This window comes from Roseibium aquae, assembly GCF_008711285.1.
Taxonomy (GTDB): Bacteria; Pseudomonadota; Alphaproteobacteria; order Rhizobiales; family Stappiaceae; genus Roseibium; species Roseibium aquae.
The window spans coordinates 191,472-214,966 of the sequence record NZ_VXDC01000004.1 but is presented as its reverse complement, the minus strand read 5'-3'; the positions used below and the strand labels follow the sequence as shown (position 1 = coordinate 214,966).

23 protein-coding genes are annotated in these 23,495 nt (G+C 61.4%); 14 read left to right on the top strand and 9 right to left on the bottom strand.

Annotation, left to right across the window (positions count from 1 at the left end):
* Positions 1-136: 136 nt before the first annotated feature.
* The 5 genes from F0184_RS08200 to F0184_RS08180 form a co-directional block, all read right to left on the bottom strand.
* Positions 137-1,366 (bottom strand): SAM-dependent methyltransferase, encoded by a 1,230-nt coding sequence (locus F0184_RS08200; protein ID WP_150495691.1) that lies wholly within the window; start codon positions 1,364-1,366, stop codon positions 137-139.
* Between the two features lie 27 nt (positions 1,367-1,393).
* Positions 1,394-2,239 (bottom strand): DUF1365 domain-containing protein, encoded by an 846-nt coding sequence (locus F0184_RS08195; protein WP_150495690.1) that lies wholly within the window; start codon positions 2,237-2,239, stop codon positions 1,394-1,396.
* A complete protein-coding gene (locus F0184_RS08190) occupies positions 2,236-3,540 on the bottom strand; it encodes an NAD(P)/FAD-dependent oxidoreductase (protein ID WP_150495689.1) in 1,305 nt (434 codons plus the stop codon). Before F0184_RS08190 ends, F0184_RS08195 begins: the two co-directional genes overlap by 4 nt.
* Before the next feature lie 193 nt (positions 3,541-3,733).
* Positions 3,734-4,342 carry a hypothetical protein gene (locus tag F0184_RS08185; protein ID WP_208998382.1) on the bottom strand — a complete coding sequence of 203 codons (609 nt, stop codon included), beginning with the start codon at positions 4,340-4,342 and terminating at the stop codon, positions 3,734-3,736.
* A gap of 348 nt (positions 4,343-4,690) precedes the next feature.
* Complete coding sequence (locus F0184_RS08180; protein WP_150495688.1) at positions 4,691-5,212, bottom strand: CIA30 family protein; 522 nt, start codon at positions 5,210-5,212, stop codon at positions 4,691-4,693.
* A gap of 295 nt (positions 5,213-5,507) precedes the next feature.
* On the opposite strand from F0184_RS08180, the gene F0184_RS08175 reads away from it, so the two are divergent.
* From F0184_RS08175 to F0184_RS08145, 7 genes are all read left to right on the top strand, one after another.
* The gene (locus F0184_RS08175; RefSeq protein WP_280176935.1) at positions 5,508-6,578 is read left to right on the top strand and encodes a septal ring lytic transglycosylase RlpA family protein; all 1,071 of its coding nucleotides are present in this window, start codon (positions 5,508-5,510) and stop codon (positions 6,576-6,578) included.
* A 139-nt stretch (positions 6,579-6,717) separates the two neighbouring features.
* Complete coding sequence (locus tag F0184_RS08170; RefSeq protein ID WP_208998381.1) at positions 6,718-7,821, top strand: D-alanyl-D-alanine carboxypeptidase family protein; 1,104 nt, start codon at positions 6,718-6,720, stop codon at positions 7,819-7,821.
* 57 nt (positions 7,822-7,878) lie between these two features.
* On the top strand, positions 7,879-8,601 hold the full coding sequence (gene tmk / locus F0184_RS08165) for a dTMP kinase (RefSeq protein WP_150495685.1): 723 nt from the start codon (positions 7,879-7,881) through the stop codon (positions 8,599-8,601).
* Positions 8,585-9,673, top strand: a complete 1,089-nt coding sequence (locus F0184_RS08160) for a DNA polymerase III subunit delta' (RefSeq protein WP_150495684.1) — start codon at positions 8,585-8,587, stop codon at positions 9,671-9,673. Before tmk ends, F0184_RS08160 begins: the two co-directional genes overlap by 17 nt.
* A 15-nt stretch (positions 9,674-9,688) precedes the next feature.
* Positions 9,689-10,495 (top strand): TatD family hydrolase, encoded by an 807-nt coding sequence (locus F0184_RS08155; protein ID WP_150495683.1) that lies wholly within the window; start codon positions 9,689-9,691, stop codon positions 10,493-10,495.
* A complete protein-coding gene (locus F0184_RS08150) occupies positions 10,492-11,340 on the top strand; it encodes an MBL fold metallo-hydrolase (RefSeq protein WP_150495682.1) in 849 nt (282 codons plus the stop codon). The genes F0184_RS08155 and F0184_RS08150 overlap by 4 nt, the downstream gene beginning before the upstream one ends.
* 138 nt (positions 11,341-11,478) lie before the next feature.
* Positions 11,479-12,051, top strand: coding sequence for a regulatory protein RecX (locus tag F0184_RS08145; protein ID WP_150495681.1), 573 nt, complete (start codon positions 11,479-11,481; stop codon positions 12,049-12,051).
* A gap of 129 nt (positions 12,052-12,180) precedes the next feature.
* Here the strand turns inward: F0184_RS08145 and F0184_RS08140 are convergent, their stop codons facing one another.
* From F0184_RS08140 to F0184_RS08125, 4 genes are all read right to left on the bottom strand, one after another.
* On the bottom strand, positions 12,181-12,522 hold the full coding sequence (locus F0184_RS08140) for a hypothetical protein (RefSeq protein ID WP_150495680.1): 342 nt from the start codon (positions 12,520-12,522) through the stop codon (positions 12,181-12,183).
* Between the two features lie 2 nt (positions 12,523-12,524).
* Positions 12,525-13,259, bottom strand: a complete 735-nt coding sequence (locus tag F0184_RS08135; protein ID WP_150495679.1) for a hypothetical protein — start codon at positions 13,257-13,259, stop codon at positions 12,525-12,527.
* A 192-nt stretch (positions 13,260-13,451) separates the two neighbouring features.
* On the bottom strand, positions 13,452-13,910 hold the full coding sequence (arfB, locus tag F0184_RS08130) for an alternative ribosome rescue aminoacyl-tRNA hydrolase ArfB (protein WP_150495678.1): 459 nt from the start codon (positions 13,908-13,910) through the stop codon (positions 13,452-13,454).
* Complete coding sequence (locus F0184_RS08125) at positions 13,910-14,572, bottom strand: TetR family transcriptional regulator C-terminal domain-containing protein (protein ID WP_208998380.1); 663 nt, start codon at positions 14,570-14,572, stop codon at positions 13,910-13,912. The genes arfB and F0184_RS08125 overlap by 1 nt, the downstream gene beginning before the upstream one ends.
* A 460-nt stretch (positions 14,573-15,032) precedes the next feature.
* Between F0184_RS08125 and aptA the strand changes: the two genes are divergently transcribed.
* The 7 genes from aptA to F0184_RS08090 all read left to right on the top strand — a co-directional run bounded on the left by aptA (position 15,033) and on the right by F0184_RS08090 (position 23,447).
* Complete coding sequence (gene aptA, locus F0184_RS08120) at positions 15,033-16,370, top strand: omega-aminotransferase AptA (RefSeq protein ID WP_150495677.1); 1,338 nt, start codon at positions 15,033-15,035, stop codon at positions 16,368-16,370.
* A gap of 74 nt (positions 16,371-16,444) precedes the next feature.
* Positions 16,445-17,701 (top strand): Zn-dependent hydrolase, encoded by a 1,257-nt coding sequence (locus F0184_RS08115; RefSeq protein ID WP_150495676.1) that lies wholly within the window; start codon positions 16,445-16,447, stop codon positions 17,699-17,701.
* Positions 17,702-17,844: 143 nt separating this feature from the next.
* The gene (hydA, locus tag F0184_RS08110) at positions 17,845-19,302 is read left to right on the top strand and encodes a dihydropyrimidinase (protein ID WP_150495675.1); all 1,458 of its coding nucleotides are present in this window, start codon (positions 17,845-17,847) and stop codon (positions 19,300-19,302) included.
* 329 nt (positions 19,303-19,631) lie between these two features.
* Positions 19,632-20,420 (top strand): ABC transporter ATP-binding protein, encoded by a 789-nt coding sequence (locus F0184_RS08105; protein ID WP_150495822.1) that lies wholly within the window; start codon positions 19,632-19,634, stop codon positions 20,418-20,420.
* A gap of 130 nt (positions 20,421-20,550) precedes the next feature.
* The gene (locus tag F0184_RS08100; RefSeq protein WP_371871077.1) at positions 20,551-21,420 is read left to right on the top strand and encodes an ABC transporter permease; all 870 of its coding nucleotides are present in this window, start codon (positions 20,551-20,553) and stop codon (positions 21,418-21,420) included.
* A complete protein-coding gene (locus F0184_RS08095) occupies positions 21,417-22,571 on the top strand; it encodes an ABC transporter permease (protein WP_150495673.1) in 1,155 nt (384 codons plus the stop codon). Before F0184_RS08100 ends, F0184_RS08095 begins: the two co-directional genes overlap by 4 nt.
* Positions 22,572-22,667: 96 nt before the next feature.
* Complete coding sequence (locus F0184_RS08090) at positions 22,668-23,447, top strand: Fpg/Nei family DNA glycosylase (RefSeq protein WP_150495672.1); 780 nt, start codon at positions 22,668-22,670, stop codon at positions 23,445-23,447.
* The last annotated feature ends 48 nt before the right edge of the window (positions 23,448-23,495 follow it).

Sequence of the window (23,495 nt, the reverse complement as noted above, 5' to 3'; positions counted from 1 at the left end):
CGCGCATCTTTAGGCGTGTCAAACTCAAAGCCCGATGTGCTTGGCGAAAATCACGGTCGTTTGAAGCTCAACAACCCCAAAAAAGTCAAAGATGACCGGGCAGTGTTGTGAACCGCCCGGTCTCTCATATGGCGTGTCAGCCTGCTTTCACATAGACCAGCTGACGTACGTCAATATTGCCGGCCCGGAAGCCGGCTTCACAATAGTGGAGATAAAACTCCCAAAGCCGCTTGAACCGTTCATCAAACCCGAGCGGACTGATCCGCGGCCAGGCGTCCCAAAACCGTTCGCGCCATTCTGCCAGGGTTCGGGCGTAGTCCTGACCGAAAATCCTCTGTCCCTTCAAATGCAGGCCGAGCGCTCTGCCCATGTCGACCAGTTTGCTCGGGGGAGGGAGCATCCCTCCGGGGAAGATGTGCCGCTGGATGAAATCCGTCCCGCGGCGGTAGTCCTCGAACATTTCATCCTGAATTGTGATGATCTGGAGACCGGCATGCCCGCCCGGCTTCAGACAGGTGGCCAGCTGTTTGAAATAGGTCGGCCAATAGCGTTCACCGACGGCTTCGAACATCTCGATCGAGGCGATCCGGTCATAGGTTCCCCGTTCATCGCGGTAATCCTGGAAGCAAATCTCGACCTTGTCGTTCAGACCCGCCTTGAATATGCGTTCGCGCGCGAAGTCGTGTTGCTCCCGTGAGATCGTCAGGGCTTTCACCTTCGCACCGACTTCCTTGCCGACGAATTCGGCGAAGCCACCCCAGCCACAGCCGATTTCCAGCACCGTATGATCCGGCCTGATATCCGTTTCGCGCACAAGGGCTGCATATTTCTGCGCCTGTGCCGCCTCCAGCGATTGGGTCCGGTCGTCATAAAGTGCGGATGAGTAGGTCATGCTCTCATCGAGCCATTCCCGGTAGAACGCGTTGCCAAGGTCGTAATGCGCGGAAATATTGCGCTTGGATCCCCGCTTGGTGTTGGTGTTCAGCCAGTGGCGGACGGACAATATGAACCGCATCACGGGCCGGCCCTGAATGGCTTCGAGTGTTGCCTCGCCATTGATACAGAACAGTTCAAGGAAGGATGTGACGTCCGGGGATGACCAGTACCCGGCCATATAGGCCTCGCCGACACCGACATCGCCGCTTTGCACCACCATCCGGACGAATTTCATGTCGTGGATGTCAAGTACCGCATCCGGGCCCGGCTCCTTGCCCCGGATCAAAAAGGTCTGGCCATCGGGCAAACTCACCTTGAGGGACCCGTATTGCAGGGAAAGCAGCAGGTTGAAGCCCAGGCGTGTCATGCGCGGTAGCCCGGCCAAGGCCGCTTTTGCATTGTCCCTGTTGAGAACGATGGGATCAGTCATGTCCAAAACCTCGTACGAGACGGTTGATCACCGACCGGTTGCAACCGGGCCGGATGTGTCCGTTCCCGATTTTCCAGCCAAACGCGATGCGGATTTCGGATGATATTTCAGCCGTTTGCGCCAAAGTTTAAAAGCCTCCCAATGAATGGCAGCCATAACCTTCACTGTTAAAAGCGGTATACGCAAGCAAAGGTGTAAGAGATTGCGGGTTGTGAAGGGGCGGTATTCGCCGGAAAACGTCGCCGACAGAAGCGGGCCGTCCTTGTCCGTTTCGAGGATCCGGACCCGCACTGACCGGCCTGGCGGCAGGAGCCGGAAATGATAGTGCTGGTCCATATCGATGAAGGGCGAAACGTAGAACTCCTTGGCCTGGTCCTGGCGCAAGCCGGCGTCGGTCATCTGGCCGGGCTCAACCGGGGCTACGTAGGTGTGTAAATCCCCGAAGGTGTTGCGGACCTCGTAGACGATTGCGATCAGCGTCCCGCTGCGGTCATAGGCGTAATACACGCTCAGCGGATTGAAGACGTATCCGAGGATCCTCGGATATGCCAGAAGCAGGATGCGGGCGGGCGAGGGCAGGCCGTGGGCATCGAGCAGACTTTCCACATGCTGGCGCAGGTCCGTGCCGTCCCTCGGGCCGTGGTCCCGGGCATTGAAGGCAACCATGTTCCACCGGCCGACCGAAAAGAGGCGGCTTGCGCGACCTGCCTCGCCAAGCCGGTCCAGATCGATCAGCAAGGTGAACACGTCATAGGTAAAGCGATGAACCTTCGGTTTCATGCGGTGATGCATGACCTGGCCCGAATAAAGGGCGGCCGCGGCTTCCGGCGGAGCCGCATTGTCGCGCAGACTGGTCGCCCCTTTTTTGATCATTCGGCCGCTTCCATCACAGGCTGAGCGGATGCATCCGCATCCCAAGGCAAGCGTGCCCCAAGTGCCCTTGCGACGGCAAGCCCCGACGCCATGCCGTCTTCGTGGAAGCCATGTCCCGCCCACGCGCCGCAATACCATGTGCGGTTCACGCCCTGGATCTCGCTCAGGCGCTTCTTTGCGGCCAAAGCGGCAGCGTCAAATTGCGGGTGATCGTAGGTGAAGCGCGCGAATGTCTTGTCCGGATGAGGCGCTTCAGCCGGATTGAGCGTGACGAAAATCGGCTTGGAACGGTCGATGTTCTGCAGGCGGTTCATCCAGTAACTCACCGTTATTTCGCGGTCGCCCTGCCGGCTATCTGCCATGAAATTCCACGAAGACCAGACCTTATTGCGTTTCGGCATCAAGGCCTCGTCCCGGTGAAGATAGACATCGTTGGGCCGGTACCGCATGGCTGACAAGAGCGCCCGCTCAGTGGCGGACGCATCGTCGCCCAGCATCGCGAGCGACTGGTCGGTATGGCTGGCGAGGATCACTTGATCATAGGTCTCGGTTGAGCCGGAACTGTCGGTCACGGTCACATGGTCGGAGCTGCGCTCGATGCGGATAACCTGCGCCCCAAGCCGCACCCGGTCCATGATTGGTTCGAGCAGTTTGGCGACATAATTGCGGCTGCCCCCGGAAATTGTCCGCCAGATCGGCCGCTCCGATGATGGATGGATCAACCGATGGTTTTCAAAAAAGGAAATGAAGCTTTCGGCCGGATAGTCCTTCATTTCCTCGCGGGGCGTCGACCATATCGCGCCGCCCATGGCGAGCAGGTAACGGTCCGAAAAGGCTGTAGAGTAGCGGTTTTGGGTCAGATAGTCGCCAAGGGAAACCCCCTTGAGCGCGCCTGCCGCAAGATCGATCGCTGCCTGTTTGTTGAAGCGGAAAATTTCCCGGAGCATCATCAGGAACCGGGGGGAAAACAGGTTCCGCTTCTGCGCGAAGACCGAGGCGAGAGAATCGCCGCCCCATTCCAGCTGTCCACCATTGGCCGAGAACGCAAAACTCATGTCGCTGTCTTCGGTCTTGACCCCGAGGTGATCGAGCATTGCCGTGAAATTCGGGTAGTTGAGGGTGTTGTAGACGATGAACCCTGTGTCGACGCTGATCGGCGTACCATCATAATCGATATCGACTGTCGCGCTGTGCCCGCCCGGCCGAAGTCTTTTTTCGTAGAGTGTCACTTCGTTGGTCTTGCTCAGAGCCCAAGCTGCGCTGTTTCCGGAAATCCCGGCGCCGATCACGGCAATCCGCATGGCCAATCCTTTGTGCTGTTTTCCCAATGGCAGGAGCCGTAGGCCGGCTGGAGGCGCGAACCTTTGACTGTGTCGCTACCTTACGCGATTTTCGCGAGCGCAGATCAGCTAAAAGCAGACGGAATGCTTGATATTAATGAAAAAATCAGTCCGCGCTCAGCGGACTGCGATTATGTAGCAACCACGGCAATGGTCAGGCGTGTAGCGTGTCGACGATCCAGTTCCAGGCGACTTGAGCGCTGACGGCCGCTGCATGCACCAAACCGAGCAGCGATGCCCAAACCGCGTCGCCGAATTCCGCAAGCCGCAAGAGCCCCGATTTCTCGGTGTCTGGCCCCAGACTGTGTTCCGTAACCTCAATGAATTCGACCGATGTTCCGGCCGTGCTTTCCTCAACAACACGCCGTGTCACAACCGTCTCCCCCTCGGTCAGCAGGCGGGATTCATCGGTTTTTGCCACGGTCAGCGCCGGATCGATGGCATGCACGACGACGGCCCGCCCATCCGGGAGCAGGTGCGTCTCATTGTTGTTGACTTCAGAGCTGTAAATCACCTCGCCATAGGTATCGATCAATTCGACCCAGATTGTCCTGCGGCCTTCGATCTCCACCTCGCCGACCCAAATAGTGAGATCGCTTTCCAAAGGATCCGCTTGAGCCAGGCTCGCGGAAGCCACAGTTACGGCAAGATCGTCATCCGGCAGGTTGAACGTTTCCTGCGGGATGGGTGCGGCAGCGGCTCCGGCTACAAATCCGGCAGCAACCGCAGCGCACACTGCGGTTTTAAAAGTCCGGTACATCATGCGCCTCCCAAGGCCATAAGTGAACCAAGGACCGCGTATCACGAACGGGATGGGGCTCTATCCGGCCCGTTTCCGGTCGATCGATTGCCACGGTACTGCCACTATTGCACCACATTTGAGGAAATTGGTGTAATTCGAATCACAAATTCCCGTGATTTCCGCAACTAATTGGTAAGTAAACGCAGCCCCCACCGTTGATTTTCCGGAGTTTATTCGCGATCCGCCTGAATTGACCGTGGTAAAAGCGCTTAGGAATTCGTGAGACTTTTTTCTGAACCGTGCCGAGATGTAAACAAGACAGGTGATTTGCGGTCCCGGCCTGCCGCGGCTTGGGACGGCCCCTATGGCTCAAGCCCGGAACCGGATATCCGCGACGGCGATATCCACCGTGAAGGCGCGCCCGATCGCAACAATCCCCAGCCGGCGGAGCCGCGACCGGTCGAGTGGGGCATCGATCCGGTGCGCTTCGAATGCGGAGAAGGGCAGCCAGACGGTTTTCCAGTCCGGATCGGCAACAAATGTCGCTCGGTAGGATTGCCATGGCCGGCAAACGTCCGCGGTCCGCAAGTGGCAATTATAAGGCTCGCCATTTCCGAGCACGTCGATTTCCACTCCGGTCCAGGTACATGCATCGAAAGTGCCGGATCCCGGGACCAAATCCAAAGCCGTCTGGAGAAATCCGCCATTGTTCTCAAGCGAGACCTCCCCCTGAAGGCGCCAGCATTCCCGTCCCCGGACGATCCCGCGAGTGAGCGTGCCGGATGACATCCCGCCCATGACGCCGTCCTCCACCAGTTCCCATGGCGTTCCGATCGATGCTGTTGGGTGCTGGTGATCCAGCGCGTCGACAACGTAGTCATCATCAGGCATGGTCAGGTTCCATTGGCAGGTGGCGGTGGGAGTCTCGTTTCCGTCGTTCGAACGGGGAAGCCCGCATTTTTGGCTGATTCGGTCAAGATTCACTTTCCAGTAAGAAAGTTGGGGTTTATGAAACGGTAGGTGGCCTTGCGGGGGCAGGTTGCTTTTGAGGAATAGTTTTGCCGTCACGACAGGTATACGCAGGTGGGTGTCACCTGTGACGGGTCCGGTCGGGTGGCGTTTGTGATATGTGCGAGCAGGGGCCGCTATCGCGCAAATAGCAAATGGCGGGATGCAGGGGAACGGCGTGAGCGCAATCCGAAAAGTATCGTCCGGGTCGGTTGTCACAACTGGCTTGTCCTTGAAAGTTCCCATCCTGATCGGGTTGTCTGCCGCGTTTCTGGCCGGATGCAGCGCCACTCCTGAACCGACACAGAAAGCCAAATTCAGCCCCGAAAAATACGGTGTGAAAGGAAGCCCCCGCATGGTGGCGGCCGGTGAGCCGGTGCCAAAAGGCGGTGGCCGCTATGTGGTTGGAAAGCCCTACAAGATCGCCGGCCGGTGGTACCATCCGAAACACGACCCTGATTACACCTCGGTCGGTCTGGCCTCTTGGTACGGGCCGACATTCCACGGCCGCAAGACGGCCAATGGCGAAATTTTTGACCGGAACGCTCTGACTGCGGCCCACACGACGATGCCGCTGCCGTCCTATGCCCGGGTCACCAATCTTGAAAATGGCCGGTCGATGATCGTGCGCGTGAACGATCGCGGCCCTTTCCACGGCAACCGCACGATCGACCTGTCCGAGCGTGTGGCGACCATGTTGGATACGAAGTCGCAGGGGCTTGCCAAGGTTAAGGTGGAATATGTCGGCCGGGCGCGCCTGGATGGCGAAGACGAAACATACCTCTTGGCCTCCTATACGGGTCCCGGCGCTGTTACACCCGGTGGGACCATGCCCGGCACACAACTGGCCCAGGTTCCCCCGCAACTGCTTCTGGGCGGCGGCATTCCCAGCCCGCGGCCCTATCCGGCTTTGACCGCTGTGGCGTCCGGCCCAGCGGCCGCATCCAGTTACCAGGTTGCCTTCGATCCCGCGATCGCTTTCGAAGCGTCCCAGCAGCCCGTGCGCCTCGCGTCGGCCGGCAGCACTGGCGTTCCGATTGCGCCGGCAGCTTTCAATGAGCCATCCGCTCCGGCGGCCAATTCGCTTGGTGTCTTGCGCGTTCCGGCAGCGGGGACGCCGATGGATCCCTCGGCCCTGTCGTCCTATTCCCCGGCCGACCGTATCGGGGCGGCTCACGCAGCCTTCGAAGCCGTTGGAACCGGCGGATTGTCGATGGCGGAACTGACGAAGCTTCACGGCCAGCGCTAATATCGCGATTTGTCGCGTGAAGGTGCCGCGTGGCTGAACAGAGCATCCGGGCCGCACAATGAGTCTGTTCCTATTTCTTTCAATCGCGCAAAGGATGAGATTCTCAGCCTTTTGCCTCGGCTTGGCTATCGTGTGCGGCGTGGGGAGTGGCCACGCGGACACTCTCTCATCCAGCGCCCCCATTGCCTATTTGAGCGAGGTCGAAACCAACACGGTTCTTTTCTCAAAGAGCCCGGTCACCCCGTTTCAGCCCGGTGCGCTGGCAAAGATCATGACGGCGGCCAGTGTTTTTCGTGCGCTGGAAAGCGGGACAGTCCAGGAGACGACGCTGTGCCCGGTCAGTGTGCATGCCTGGCGGACCGGGGGAGCGCCGGCGGGCGGCGCCACGATGTTCGCCGAATTGAATTCAAACATTGCCATCTCGGACCTTTTGCAGGGTCTGCTGATCCAGCAGGCCAACGACGCGGCGATTGTTCTGGCCGAATGCCTGGATGGTGATGAAGCGGCCTTTGCACGGCGCATGAACGAGGACGCCGAGGACATCGGGCTGGAGAACAGCCTTTTCGCGAATCCGACCGGATATGCCGCGCAGGAGGCCCAGACCACCGCGTCGGACCTCGCCCGTCTGGCCCGCTATATTCTGGAAACATTCCCGGACCGGTACACGCTTTTCTCGTCTCCCGAATTTACCTGGAACGGCATTTTTCAACGGAACCGGAACCCCTTGATCGGCGAAATCCGGGGCCTGGACGGTTTTGGCGCCGGGCGCTCGGACACGGATGGCTATGCCGCCGTTGCCTCTATCGAAAGGGATGGCCGGCGCATCATTGCGGTTGTCGCCAATCTTCCATCTGAATCGGCCCGCGAGAAGGCACTTGATGACCTTGTCGACGGCGCATGGGAGTATTTCGGCGTCCGGACGCTGTTCGACCGGGGCGATACTGTTGCGATGGCAAGGGTTTTCGGGGGAACAGCGGGGGAAGTCCCGCTGGTGGCATCCGGCCCCATCGAGGTGCTTTTGCCGCGCGGCGAAACATTGGGCTACCGGCTGCGGGTCACCTATGACGGCCCGTTGACGGCGCCGGTGACGCCGGGCCTGCGCGCCGGGGAATTGTTGGTTCTCGGCGAGACCGGGATTGTCTACCGTGCCCCGCTCGAAACCGGGGGACCCGCCATCGAAAAGGGCACGCTGGTGACCCGCGCGCTGGATGGACTGGTTGAGTTGCTGTTCGGCTGGATTTAAACAGGACGCCGGCGACGAACGGGCCGCCAGGGGAGCCGCAAGGCGGATGGGACACGCGTGACCGGACAATTCATCACTTTCGAGGGCGGCGAGGGTGCCGGCAAAACGACCCAGATCTCGCGCCTGAAGGCACGGCTTGAGGGCCTTGGTCTGGCCGTGAGGGTGACCCGGGAACCGGGCGGTTCCGAAGGCGCAGAGAAAATCCGGTCCGTGCTGCTGAGCGGTGCCGCCAAAGGGTTGGGCGCCCGGGGGGAGGCCATCTTGTTCGCCGCCGCCCGGGCCGATCATGTGGACCGCCTGATCAAGCCGGCCCTGGCCGAGGGAACCTGGGTCCTGTGTGATCGTTTCGCTGATTCCACGCGGGTCTATCAGGGCGAGGCCGGCGTGTCCGCGGATGCCTTGGCCATGCTGGAGGCCGTTGCCGTCGATGGGTGCCGTCCGGATCTGACAATCCTGATCGACGTGCCCGCCGAACTCGGACTGTCCCGGGTTTCGCGGCGCGCCGAGACGGGGGCCGGGGAGGCCCCGGATCGTTTCGAACAGGACGACCTGACGATCCATCAACGCCGCCGGCAGCGATTTCTGGATCTGGCGGCACAGGAACCGGGACGGTTTCTGATCGTCGACGGCGCATGCGACCCTTCCGATGTCGAGATGCGGATCTGGGTTGGGGTCTATGCCCATTTCCGTGATCTGTTGCGTCCTCTGGCGGATGCCGGCGCGCCAACCTCTGACACTCCTCGGCCAGAAACGGAAGCAGGCGATGGCACGGCGATCTGAACCTGTCGACACCCCCGAGGTGGATGCGCTTGCGGGCCTTGCGCTGCCCCGGGAGCAAGAAGTCCTGATCGGCCATGAGGATCCGGAGCGCAAACTGCTGGACGCTTACCGCTCCCAGCGGCTCCATCACGCGCTTCTTTTGGGCGGGCCGAAGGGCATCGGGAAAGCGACACTGGCCTTCCGGTTCGCCCGGTTCATGCTGGCCCACCCGGACCGGTTTGGCCGGGAGGTCGCGGCGGCCCGGGACCTGTCGATACCGGACGATCACCGGATTGCCCGGCAGGTCGCGGGCGGGGGGCATCCCAATCTTTTGCACCTGCGCCGGCCCTGGGATGAAAAGCGCAAGCGGTTCAAGTCCGAGCTTCCTGTCGACGAGGTGCGGCGCACCGTTGCCTTTTTCGGGAGCACGGCTTCGGCGGAGTCCTGGCGCGTATGTATCGTGGATGCGGCCGATGACATGAACTCCAGCTCGGCCAACGCGCTCTTGAAGATCCTGGAGGAACCGCCGGAACGTTGTCTGTTTCTGGTCTTGTCGCACACACCGGGACGGATTCTTCCCACCATCCGGTCGCGGTGCCGCCGCCTCGACCTTGCTCCATTGCCGGAACCAGACCTGGCGCATGGATTGGAAACGCTCGCCGGAGACTGGATCTCCGATCCGGCCGATCTGTCGGATGCGACACGGTTTGCCGAAGGCAGTTTGCGGTCCGCTCTGCTGCTGTTGTCCGGGGACGGTCTGACCATCGCCCGCGGCCTTGGGCCTTTGATCGAAGCCCCGTCCCGTCCTGATCCGGCCGCGCTCCATGGCCTGGCGGATCTGGTTGCGGCACGGGGGCAAACCGACAACTGGGAGAGTTTTCAGCACGTCACACGCCGGTTTCTTCACGACTGGCTTCGCGCGACAGCGCGGCACGCGCCGCATGACAAGCGCACCATGAATGCGATTTCCCACCTCTGGGACCGGTTCCAGAAGACTGTGGCCGATACCGACGCGCTCAACCTTGACAGAAAGCAGGTGGTGCTCGATTTGGTGTTGGGCGCCGGAGCTTTGCGGCGTTCCGAATTCGCATAACCGATCCGGGGTTTCATGTTAGTCGACAGCCACTGCCATCTCGATTTTCCTGATTTTGACGGGGAACACGTAGCGCTGATTCAGCGGGCAAGGGAGGCCGGGGTCGGACTGATGGTCACCATCTGCACCCGCGTGCGGAAATTCCCGCAGGTGCTTGCCGTTGCCGAGGCGCACCCGCAGGTCTTTTGCTCGGTCGGAACCCATCCGCACAATGCGGGCGAAGAGGCCGGGATCCCGGCGCGGGACATAGCTGCCTTGACCGAGCATCCGAAAGTCGTGGCCGTGGGGGAGGCGGGGCTCGACTATTTTTATGACAAATCGCCTCGGGAAGACCAGAAATCCGGGCTCCGCACCCATATCGCCGTCGCCCGGGAAACGGGATTGCCGCTGGTGATCCATGCCCGGGACGCCGACGAGGATATGGAGGCGATCCTGCGCGAAGAGATGCGCAATGGCGCATTTCCCGCCTTGCTTCATTGTTTTTCGTCCGGGCGCGGTTTGGCGTTGGCCGGGATCGACCTTGGCCTTTACGTTTCGTTCTCTGGAATCCTCACCTTCAAGCGCTCCGAGGAGCTGCGCGGGATCGCAAGGGACCTGCCTGCCGATCGCCTGCTCGTTGAGACCGACGCGCCTTATCTCGCGCCGCAGCCGCGCCGGGGAAAGCGGAACGAACCGGCCTATACGGCGATGACCGCGGCCGTTCTCGCGGAAACGCGCGGCGTCGATTTCCATCAAATCTGCGCGCAGACAACCGAGAATTTCTTTCGTCTTTTCAAAAAGGTACCGAAGACTGCTCTAGCGGCATCCGAGGCGCTTACATGAACGCTGCGCTGACCGTTACGATTTTAGGATGCGGATCATCGGGCGGGGTCCCGCGGATCGGCAACGATTGGGGGCAATGCGATCCCCGGGAGCCCCGGAACCGGCGCTTGCGCTGTTCGATTCTCGTCGAGCGGGCCTCCGCGGCCGGGAAAACCCGTGTCCTCGTGGACACCGGGCCCGATCTTCGCGAACAGATGCTGCGGGCGGAGATTTCCGAACTCGACGGTGTCCTTTACACCCACTCCCATGCCGACCACTTGCACGGGATCGACGACCTGCGGGTCTTCACGATCCGGAATCGCAAGAGGATGCCGGTCTATATGGACCGGCCAACCTATGATCGCGCCGCCACGGCCTTCGGCTACTGTTTTGCCTCGCCGCCCGGCTCGGCTTATCCGCCGATTTTGGACTTTCACGGCCTTCACGCGGGACAGGCGGTGGCGGTCAGCGGCGAGGGGGGCGAAATACCCGCCTTGCCGGTGGAAGTGGAGCACGGCGATATCAATGCTCTGGGCTTCCGGTTCGGGGACCTCGGATATCTTCCCGACGTTTCGGATATTCCAGACGATGCCGTGCCGCATTTCCAGGGGCTGCAGACTCTCATCATCGATGCTTTGCGCCATCGGCCGCACCCGAGCCATTTCTGTCTGGACGATGCCTTGTCCTGGATTGAACGCCTTGCGCCGGCCCGCGCCATCTTGACCAACATGCACAATGACATGGATTACGCGACCTTGTGCACCGGGCTTCCGCCCCATGTCACCCCAGCCTTCGATGGCATGCAGGTGCGCGCAGATTGCCATGACTTGGCACAGGCGCCCGGGCGGCACGGCCTTTGCCTTTGACCTTCACCGGTTTGGGTTGAAAACGGTTTGCTTCGAGGTGTCCAGGTCGAATGACGGGCGCAGCACCGCACGAAGGCGCCCGCTTTGCGAACCACTCCGCCCAGCGGATGAACAGCGCGAACCACAAGAAGAGACGGCATGGAAACGAGGATCCGGCAAAAACTGTTGAACGCGGGCTTTCATTATCTGAACCGGTACGGGTCCTCGGTGGAGAATTTGCGTTCGGTTCTTTGGCGCAAGGCCCGGCGGTGGGCGCGGCAGGGAAAGCTTCCCGATCAAGGGCCAGCACATGATCCGGCGGATGAGCGCCCGGATGGGGCCGTGGCGGCACGCTTGCGCGAGGATGTGGACGCGGTGGTGACGAGATGCATTGAACTCGGTCTTGTCGACGACGAGAAATATGCCCAGTCCAAGGCATTCGGCCTGCGCCAGCGCGGCGGGTCCGCGCGCAGGATCCGCGCGGCGCTGGCGAACAAGGGCGTCGATCCGGATCTGGCCGAGACAGTCATCGCCGATACGCCGGACACCGAGACAGACGCCGCGAGAACCTTTGCCCGCAGACGCCGTCTGGGCCCATGGCGGCCGGACGCGCAACGGGCGGAAAAACGGGACCGGGATGTCGCGGCGTTGTGCCGGGCCGGTTTTCAGGTGTCGCTTGCCATCTCGGTGATTGATTCAAGGACCGGGGATGAAATCGAGGACGGCCGGTAAGCGGACCGGTCAATGGACCCGGGCACCGGCCCGGCAGCTGATCACGCCATATATAAAAGTTCCATAATATATATTATGCGAAATATGTTTTTGCACTTCGGGCGAAAGCCCTCTTATGGCCGGCGCTATTCAAAATGCCGCCGCTACTCCTTTGACCCTTTGGTGCCACTTCACGGCCCCTTCAGCCTGCTTGCCCTCCAGGCTGCCGGCTCCCACGCCCCAGCCGTTCCAGACATCGGTTAAAAAATTGAATTCTGGGAATTCCCCATCCGTGCCGCGGAAGGCAATCACGGCCGTGCCGCCGACCTGATAGGCGGTGGCGGAAAAGCCGTAGTTTTGGGAATCTGAAGGATCGCTCCTATCGGTTATTGTATACGGCGGATTTGGAACGTTCATGGAAGGACTGTCGCCGCGGTTATAGTCGTCCATCGAAAGAAGGGCGTAGTCCAAATCTTCGGGCCTGAGTGCCATCGTCAAATCCTTTCAAAGTAGAATTGCGGAACAAAAGGACGCTGCGAGCCGTCCGCGTCCTCGATCATCACTGAATAAGAAGGAGGAGGGTCTTTTGCGAGCCAGGGAAGACGCGTCCGGAGCCCGGTTGTCAGCGGTGCGCCTGTGAACGTGACGCTGGCGTTGATGAAGCGGACACCGGCCCCAAAGGCCGCCGCCAGATGCTCTGGCCGCACTACGTGCACCGAAGACTGATCGTTCTCATCGTCAAACCGGACCATCACAGGCAATTGGTCCGCTGTGAGCGGACATGAGCCGTCGAGCCGCTTGAATCGCCGTACATAGACCGCGAAATTCGGCTGTTCCCGCTTGATGCCGCAGGCCTGGTCCACGAGATAGCCATAGTCGCCCTCGCACTGTCCCCACTCGGTCGTTCCGGTGCAGTAGCGGGTCATGGCCACGAACAGCGTGCCGCGCCCGGGCAGGTCCAGCGCCAGCGCCTGGCCCCGGACGTTGCGGCCCGAGCCCCCTCCATCCGGAAATAAATCAAACGGGAACGCGGAGATCGTCATCTCCTGCACGACGCTGCCGGTGACGGGCGCACCGTCCACCTCCAGCGTCACGTCCAGCCGGTAGCGCACATGGGCGGTCGGCGCGAACCAAGACCAGAGAGCCCAGGCGGTAACACCGAACACAATCAGGTAGAGCAACACAGGCACGATGCGCCGTTTGAAGAAGCTGGTTGCCGGCATGGTCATTCAATTCCCTGCTTCTTGCGACCGGACCTGTTTTCCATCTGCCGATAACCAGGCACGGTGATCGAAAAGATGCCGCTGATTATTCCAAACGATCGGCGCGCAGCTTGTCCATAGGCCTTGGACGGGTGCGTTATCTCTTTAATCTTCGCGCGGCGGTCGTATTGGTCGACCCGCCTAAAAACGCGCGGGGATCTAGTCGCTCAAACTGCCCTTCCCCCGCAGTTTCTTGGTTTCCCCGCGTTTTTTCTTGGTGTCCAGCCGGCGCCGTTTCGAGCCGAGGGTCGGCCGGGTGGCCTTGCGCGGCTTGGGACGGTCCGTGGCGCGGGCCAGCAATTCAACCAGCCGGTTGATGGCATCCTCCCGGTTCCGTTCCCGTGTGCGGAAGCGGTCGGCCTGGATCACGATTTCACCGCCCAGCGTGAGCCGGCTGCCCGCGAGACGGGCCGCCCGGGCCTTCACGTCAGCGGGCAGCGTCGCGTTGTTTTCCAGATCGAAGCGCAGTTGAACGGCGGTCGATACTTTGTTGACATTCTGCCCTCCCGGGCCGGAGGCCCGGATAAAGTCCTCCCGCAGATCGGCGGACGAGATATGAAACCGGTCCGTGATCGCAATTCGCGTCCGGCCGCCGCCTTGGGTGTCTTCCGGGCCCATCAGGCCACCTTCGCCGCTTGCGGCATTTGCAGCCCGAGGCCGGCAAGAATCAGATCCGTCACGGTCTTCTCCGTCTCGGCGAAAAAATCGGGGTCGGACAGGTCGGTCCCGGTGATCGCGCGGACCTGCGGCGCGAAATCGGCGTAGTGCTGGGTGGTGGCCCAGATTGTGAAAATCAGATGGACCGGATTGACCGGCCGGATCTTTCCCGCCTTGATCCAGCTTTCGATCACGTCGCATTTGTCGGCCACGAGGGCCTTCAGATCCGTTTCGAGCACCCGTCCCAGCCTGGGCGCGCCGCGCATGATCTCGTTGGCGAAGAGCCGCGAGGCTTGCGGGTGGCGGGCGGAGATTGTCAGCTTGGACCCGATATAGGCCCTCAGTTCCTGGGCCGGATCGCCCAGCGGATCCAGCGTGCGAAGCGGCGCCAGCCAGTCATCGAGGATGCGGCCAAGAACCGATTCATACATGGCCGCCTTGGAGGGAAAATAATAAAGCAGGTTGGATTTGGACATGCCGGCCGCGGTCGCGATGCGCTCCACTGTTGCGCCCGAGTAGCCCACTTTCGAAAACTCCTGCAGCGCCGCCTCGAGAATCAGGGCCCGGTTCTTTTCCTGGATCCGGCTCAACGAGCCTTGCGCGATCTGTGTTTTTTTCTTCAAGGGCCCGCCCTTCCCGCGTTGCGCCGCCAGGTGTTTCACCCTCCGATCCTGACACGGAACGGGACGGCGGGGCAAATGCCCGAAAACAAATCAGGGTGTGATAACAAAAGCATCACGCGAACCGAATTCGGTTCTTGACCGCCATTGTCAGTCTTCATAACCTCATTTTGACCGTTTGGTCAGGTTTTGCCAAGAATTCCTCAAAGGCGCAGGCCCGATCAAGCCCAAGAACAAGACGACCGGCGCCCGCCGGCATGGCGTCCAAAGGCGCCGATCCAGAGAATAAACAGGCTCTCGCGCAAAAAGCCTCTACAAAAAAGGCTGCCGATGGTGCGACAGTGGGAACAGCTCGGGTGGGTGATCCGCCGTTGACCGCAAGGCGCGGTTTTCCGGCCCCTCCCGGTTGAGAAAATGAAAGACAACCGGCGGCAGCAGCCCTGGCCCGCCGTGAGGAGGACGCATGTCGACAACGGCATCCGCCGCGCAAGCGGTGACCAACAATCTCGAAGCCTTTTGGATGCCGTTCACGGCGAACCGGCAATTCAAGCAGAACCCGCGCATGTTCGTCGGCGCGAAGGACATGCATTACACCACGGCCGATGGGCGGCAGGTGCTGGATGGAACCGCCGGCCTGTGGTGCTGCAACGCCGGGCACGGACGGCCGAGGATCGTCGAGGCGGTGCAGAAACAGGTCGCCGAGATGGATTACGCGCCCGCGTTTCAGATGGGCCATCCCAAAGCGTTCGAGCTTGCGGCGCGGTTGTCCGCGCTGATGCCCTCCCCGCTGGACCATGTGTTCTTCACCGGTTCGGGATCGGAAAGCGTCGATACCGCGCTGAAAATCGCGCTCGCCTACCAGCGCACCATCGGTCAGGGCACGCGCACGCGCCTGATCGGCCGGGAGCGCGGCTATCACGGTGTCGGGTTCGGCGGTATCTCCGTTGGGGGGATCGTCAACAACCGCAAGCATTTCGGCAGCCTTCTGACCGGCGTCGACCATATGCGCCACACGCACGACCCGTCCCGCAATGCGTTTTCCAGGGGCATGCCGGAAAGCGGTGCGGAATATGCGGAGGATCTGATCCGGATCGCGCAATTGCATGACCCGTCCACGATCGCCGCGGTGATCGTCGAGCCCGTCGCCGGCTCGACCGGCGTTCTCATCCCGCCCAAGCACTACCTGCAGCGGTTACGCCAGATCTGCGACGAGCATGGCATCTTGTTGATCTTCGATGAGGTCATCACGGGGTTTGGCCGGCTGGGAACGCCGTTCGCGGTCGATTATTTCGACGTCAAACCGGATCTTGTAACCACGGCGAAGGGCTTGACCAGCGGTGTGGTACCGATGGGAGCGGTGTTCTGCACCAAGACCATTTACGACGCGTTCATGCATGGTCCCGAACACGTGATCGAGTTGTTCCACGGCTACACCTATTCCGCCCACCCGGTCGCCTGCGCGGCGGCTCTTGGTACGCTTGACACCTACGAGGAAGAAGGGCTCCTGACACGCGCCGCCGGGCTGGCCCAGTACTGGGAGGACGGCCTTCATTCCCTGAAGGACTGTCCGCATGTGATCGACATCCGCAATCTCGGCCTGATCGGGGCGGTGGAGCTCGAGCCGATCGCGGGCGAACCGACGAAGCGCGCCTTTTCCGCCTTCTTGAAAGCCTATGAGGACGGGATCCTCATTCGCACCACTGGCGACATCATCGCGCTGTCGCCGCCGTTGATCATTTCCAAGGACCAGATCGACGAGCTGTTCGGCAAACTGCGCAAGGTGCTGATGAACACGCATTGACCCGGCACCTCCGGGAAGGGGACGTGGCTCCCCTTCCCCACCCGAAACCAGAGGACTCAAAGGACGTACCGACCATGGCGGCACCTGGCGAAAACCTGCGCATCAATCCCGACCGGCTATGGGACAGCCTGATGGAGATGGCGAAGATCGGTCCGGGCGTGGCCGGCGGAAACAACCGCCAGACCCTGACCGATGCCGACGGGGAAGGCCGGAAACTGTTCCAGAAGTGGTGCGAGGACGCCGGCATGACCATGGGCGTCGACACCATGGGTAATATGTTCATGACCCGGCCCGGCACGGACCCGGACGCCCTGCCCGTATATGTCGGCTCTCACCTCGATACCCAGCCGACCGGCGGCAAGTATGACGGCGTCCTTGGCGTGCTTGGCGGTCTGGAGGTCGTGCGCAGCATGAACGATCTCGGCATCAAGACCAAGCATCCGATCGTGGTGACCAACTGGACAAACGAGGAAGGCACGCGTTTCGCCCCGGCCATGCTCGCCTCCGGTGTGTTCGCCGGAATTCACGATCAGGACTGGGCCTATGAGCGTCAGGATGCCGAAGGCAAGACATTTGGCGACGAACTGAAGCGGATCGGTTGGGTCGGCCACGAGGAGGTGGGCGCGCGCAAGGACAAGATGCGCGCCTTTTTCGAGCTCCATATCGAGCAGGGGCCGATCCTGGAAGCCGAAGGCAAGGACATCGGTGTGGTTACCCATGGCCAGGGCCTGTGGTGGCTGCAAGTCACCCTGACCGGCAAGGACAGCCATACCGGTTCTACACCGATGCCGATGCGCCGGAACGCCGGGCTCGGCATGGCGCGGATGGCCGAACTCGTCCATGAGATCGCCATGAAACACCAGCCGGCGGCGGTTGGCGCCATTGGCCACTGCGATTTTCACCCCAACTCCCGGAATGTCATTCCGGGGAAGGTCGTTTTCACTATCGACTTCCGATCACCAGATCAGGGGATTTTGGACGGCATGAAAGCGGAGTTTGAAACCTGCGCGCCGAAAATTGCGGAAGATCTCGGGCTTTCCGTCGAAATCGAACCGGTGGGCCATTTCGATCCGGTCACGTTCGACGAGACCTGTGTGAGCGCGATCCGCAGCGCGGCGGAGCGGCTCGGATACTCGCATCAAAACATCGTGTCGGGTGCCGGCCACGATGCCTGCTGGATCAACCGCGTCGCACCCACAGCCATGGTCATGTGCCCCTGTGTCGACGGGTTGTCGCACAACGAGGCGGAAGAAATCACCAAGGACTGGGCCAAGGCCGGCGCCGATGTCTTGTTCCATGCGGTGGTCGAGACTGCCGAGATTGTGGGTTAGGCGGGTTGGGGCCCCGGATCACGTCCGGGGCGGCACAAGCGGGAACCGAAGTGTGTCACCGAACCTTGCTGCCGTGCTGGCCTTGAGCCGGGGGCAGATGATCAAACAGGCGGAACGCCGAAACCAGAACGAGGGGATCAAGAATGGCAACGACAGTGATCAAGGGCGGCACGATCGTCACCGCCGATTTGACCTACACCTCCGATGTCAAGATCGAGGGCGGCAGGATCATCGAGATCGGCGAAAACCTGTCCGGTGACACCACGCTCGACGCCAGCGGCTGTTTTGTCATGCCCGGCGGCATCGATCCGCACACCCACCTCGAAATGCCGTTCATGGGCACCTATTCCTCGGACAATTTCGACAGCGGCACCCGGGCTGCCCTGTCGGGCGGCACGACCATGGTCGTCGATTTCGCCCTGCCCGCCCCGGAACAATCCCTGCTCGAGGCGCTGCAAATGTGGGACAACAAGTCCACCATGGCGCATTGCGACTACTCCTTCCATATGGCGATCACCTGGTGGGGCGAGCAGGTCTTCAACGAGATGGAAACGGTCGTCCGCGAGCGCGGCATCAACACTTTCAAGCACTTCATGGCCTACAAGGGCGCCTTGATGGTGAACGACGACGAGATGTTTGCCTCGTTCCAGCGCTGCGAAGAGCTGGGTGCCCTGCCCCTGGTTCACGCGGAGAACGGCGATGTGGTCGCCACGCTCCAGCAGAAACTCCTGGCCGAAGGCAACAACGGGCCGGAGGCTCATGCCTATTCGCGTCCGGCGGAAGTGGAAGGCGAAGCCACCAACCGGGCGATCATGATCGCGGATATGGCTGGCGTGCCGCTTTATGTCGTTCATACGTCCTCTGAAGACGCCCATGAGGCCATCCGGAGGGCCCGCAAGAACGGCATCCGTGTCTACGGAGAACCGCTGATCCAGCATCTCACGCTCGATGACAGTGAATACAAGCACCCCGATTGGGATCATGCGGCCCGCCGGGTCATGTCACCCCCGTTCCGGGACAAGAAACACCAGGACAGCCTTTGGGCAGGTCTCGCCTCAGGCTCCTTGCAAGTCGTCGCCACCGACCACTGCGCCTTTACAACGGACCAAAAACGCACGGGCGTCGGCGACTTCACCAAGATCCCGAACGGCACGGGCGGCCTGGAGGACCGGATGCCGATGTTGTGGACCCATGGGGTCAACACGGGTCGGCTCACCATGAACGAATTCGTGGCGGTTACCTCGACCAACATCGCCAAGATCCTCAACGTCTATCCGAAAAAGGGGGCCGTTCTGGTCGGCGCGGATGCGGATCTGGTCGTATGGGATCCGAACAAGGAGAATACGATCTCCGCCGCCACACAGGAATCGGCCATCGATTACAATGTTTTCGAAGGAAAGCACGTCAGGGGACTGCCGCGTTTCACGCTGACCCGCGGCCGGGTCGCGGTCGATGACGGCAAGGTTGTTCCCGCCCAGGGGCACGGCCAGTTCGTCAAACGCGAGCCGTTCCAGGCTGTCAACAGGGCGCTTTCGACCTGGAAGGAACTCACCGCACCGCGCAAGGTGGAGCGCACCGGGATTCCCGTCAGCGGCGTGTGAGGCCAATCGGGGCGCCCCCCACCCCAACCCTCCCCACGGGGGGGAGGGAGCTGGGCGTGCCGGGTTCGGGGCTCCGAAGATCCAGGGTTGGTGTGGGGCGCTTGGCGCGGCTGGCGTTCGCTCGGTTCGATTGGGGCCAAAGTCCCCCTCCCCCTTTGTGGGAAGGGGCTAGGGGTGGGGGCGAAAACCTTCGACCGATTGTGGCCAGAACCCAGACTGCGCACACTGCAAGACACCTTCCGTCCCAATGGGTAGACGGATACACGAGCACCTGAGGAACGACACACATGCTGACCGGGTCTGAAATCGAAGACGGACTGGAGGACGCCATGAGACATCCCGACCCGGTGATCGATATCGCCAAGCTGTCGCTGACTTTCCAGACAAATGACGGCCCGGTTCATGCGCTGTCGGACATTGATCTGGCGATCGAGCCCGGCGATTTCGTATCCTTCATTGGACCATCGGGCTGCGGCAAGACAACGCTGTTGCGCGTCATCGCGGATCTGGAACGGCCGACCGCCGGTTCCATCACGGTCAATGGCGTGTCGCCGGAACAGGCCCGGCTGAACCGCGCCTATGGCTATGTGTTCCAAGCCGCGGCCCTTTATCCCTGGCGTTCGATTGCCAAGAATGTCGCCCTGCCGCTTGAGATCATGGGCTTGTCGAGGGCCGAACAGGACGCGCGGATCAAGAAGAACCTCGAGCTCGTCAACCTTGCCGGGTTCGAAAAGAAGTATCCTTGGCAGTTGTCCGGCGGCATGCAGCAGAGAGCCTCCATCGCCCGGGCGCTTGCCGTCGAGCCCAATCTCCTTTTGATGGATGAACCGTTCGGGGCGCTTGACGAAATCGTGCGGGACCACCTGAATGACCAGCTTCACCAGCTTTGGGCCAAGACCAACAAGACGGTCGTCTTTGTCACCCACTCGATCCCGGAAGCGGTCTATCTGTCCACCAAGATCGTTGTGCTTTGCCCGCGCCCGGGCCGTGTTTATGACGTGATCGACAGCACCTTGCCGCGTGAGCGCACCCTCGACATGCGCGAAAGCGAGGAGTTCCTCAAGATCGCCCATCGCGTCCGCGAAGGCCTGAAGGCGGGACACGCCTATGACGATTGAACCTTCCAATGTCCCGCCGTTATCGCGGAGCGGCTCGGATAACACGGCACCAAATTGAGGGAAGGACAGCTGGATGACTGATATTTCTCTTTCCTCTTCGCCACGCGGCACCAGCCCCTTCACCGGGTTGATGTCGGGAACAACCGGTCCGGTCGCTGTTGTCGTGCTGGCCATATTCGCGATCTGGTATGTGGCGGCCGTCGGCCTCAATGCGCCCTTCCAGCAGGAACTGTTTGAGCGGGCGGGCCGCGCGGATGTGCCGATGAACGAGTTCGTCGCCGCGACGCTGGCGCAGGATCGGCCGGTGCTGCCGGCCCCGCACCAGGTGTTCATCGAGATCTACGAAACCACGGTCGAGAAAAACATCACGTCCAAGCGGTCGCTGATTTATCACTCCGGGATCACCCTGTCCTCCACCTTGCTCGGGTTCCTGCTTGGAACCGCGCTCGGCATTCTTCTGGCGGTCGGGATCGTGCACAGCCGGGTGCTGGACAAATCCCTGATGCCTTGGGTGATCACGTCCCAGACCATTCCGATCCTTGCGATCGCGCCGATGATCATCGTGGTGCTGAACGCCGTCGGCATCTCCGGGCTTCTGCCCAAGGCGATGATCTCGACCTATCTGGCCTTCTTTCCGGTCACCGTCGGCATGGTGAAGGGGCTGCGCTCGCCTGACATCATCCATATGGACCTGATGCACACCTATTCGGCAACACGTCTCCAGACCTTTTTGAAGCTTCGCCTTCCCTATGCCGTGCCGTATCTGTTCACCTCCATGAAAATCGGCATGGCCGCTTCGCTCGTGGGCGCAATTGTCGGCGAGTTGCCGACCGGCGCCGTTGCAGGCCTCGGTGCCCGTTTGCTGGCCGGCTCCTACTACGGGCAGACCGTTCAGATCTGGTCAGCGCTCCTGATGGCGGCGTTTCTTGCCGGATCGCTGGTTGCTCTGATCGGGGTCATGGAAAAAATCACCCTTAAACGCATGGGGATGGCGCGATGACGGCCAGCAAACCGACCAGACCGGCTTTCGGCACTCCGGCGGCCCTGGCAAGCGGCATCATCCTGTGCATCGCAGGCGCCCTGTTCAGCACGGCCATCGCGGGCGACGTTGCCATTTTGAACACGCCAACCCTTGCCGCCGCGTTCGGTGTTCTTGCGATCCTGGCGATCCCCTATGCGGCGCGCCGGCCGGCGCATCCGTTTCTGGACCTGATCTTTGGCGCCCTCACCGGCGTTTGCGCGGGTTTGCTCGTCCCTGTGGCCCATGCCCACGCGGGCGACGCGCGCTTCGGGTTTTGGGCGCTCGTCATCGGGTTCTGGCTCGCGAGCTGGTTGTTCGTCGACCGGATGGCGGCTTGGAAGCCAGGCAATCCGGGGCTCGTGCGGGCTGTCAATCTTTTGATCCCGGTCCTGTTCGGGGCCACATTGCTGATGATCTGGGAACTCCTGGTCAAAGGCTTCGGCGTGCCAAAAGTCCTGCTTCCGGCCCCGAGCGAGATCTGGGTGCGGATCACCGTCTCCACGGCCATCCTCTGGGCCGATTTCCAGCAAACCTTTCTCAAAGCTGTCCTGATCGGATACGCTCTGGGCTGCGGGTCGGCGTTCCTGATCGCGATCGCGATCGATCGGGTGCCGTTCCTGCGGCGCGGTCTTTTGCCGATTGGCAACCTCGTCTCCGCTCTGCCGATTATCGGCGTGGCGCCGATCATGGTCATGTGGTTTGGCTTCGACTGGCCGTCCAAGGCGGCTGTCGTCATCATCATGACGTTCTTCCCGATGCTGGTGAACACGGTCTCCGGTCTTGCTGCGGCCGATGCGATGCAGAAAGACCTGATGCGCACCTACGCCGCCGGCTATTGGCAAACGCTGTTCAAGCTCCGTTTGCCGATGGCCATGCCGTTCATATTCAACGCCCTGAAGATCAACTCGACGCTGGCTCTGATCGGCGCCATCGTGGCCGAGTTTTTCGGCACGCCGATTGTCGGCATGGGTTTCCGGATCTCGACGGAAGTTGGCCGTATGAATGTCGACATGGTCTGGGCGGAAATCGCCATGGCGGCGCTTGCAGGATCGCTGTTTTATGGGGCCATCGCGCTTCTGGAGCGCGCCGTCACCTTCTGGCATCCCTCGACCAGAGGCGGGCGGGCCTGAGAGAGATGGCCCGTCCTTTCCATCGTCCGTATCTGCCCTAAGTCGGGATCATCTGACCAAGGCCGTTTCGGCCGTTGATCCCGACAGAAAGCCGCTATGCCCGAGGGCCATACGATCCACCGCGCCGCGCGCGATCACCGAAAAATATTCAAGAACAAGGTCTTGAACGTCTCCTCGCCGCAGGGACGGTTCGAGGACGGGGCCGCCTGGCTCGACGGCCGGTGCTGCGAGGAGGTCGAAGCCTTCGGCAAGCACCTGATTTATCGGTTCGAGGGCGAACAGGCCCTGCACGTTCACCTTGGCCTGTTCGGCCGCATCCGCAAGCGCCCGCTGCCCGAGCCCGAACCGAGAGGCGCCGTCCGGGTGCGGCTCGTGGGCGACACCCACCTGGTGGACATCAACGGCCCGGCGGCCTGCGAAATTCTGGACCCCGTGCAACTCGCCGCCCTCACTGGCCGGATCGGTCCCGATGTGCTGCGGCCGGACGCCGACCCGGACCGGGCTTTTGCCCGCATCTCCAGAAGCCGGTCCGGCATCGGCAAATTGCTCATGAATCAGTCGGTGCTCGCCGGTATCGGGAACATTTACCGCACCGAGATCCTCTGGCGGCAAAGGCTTCATCCGGATCTTCCGGGCAAGGATCTCACACGCGAGGCATTTGACCGGCTGTGGGCCGATGCCGTGCACCTGCTGGAAACCGGGGTGAAGCGCAACGCCATCATCACGGTGGACGCGGCGCCCCCCGGGCGCGGGCGCTACAGGGAACGGACCAACATTTTCGGAAAGGACACCTGCCCCGCCTGTCTGGGGCCTGTTACCCGCGTCGAGATCGACATGCGGCGCGCATTTTTTTGCCCGACCTGCCAACCAATTTGAAAGCGACGGGTCTGAAAAGGCGGCTGTCCCGGACTTTTTCCGGGACAG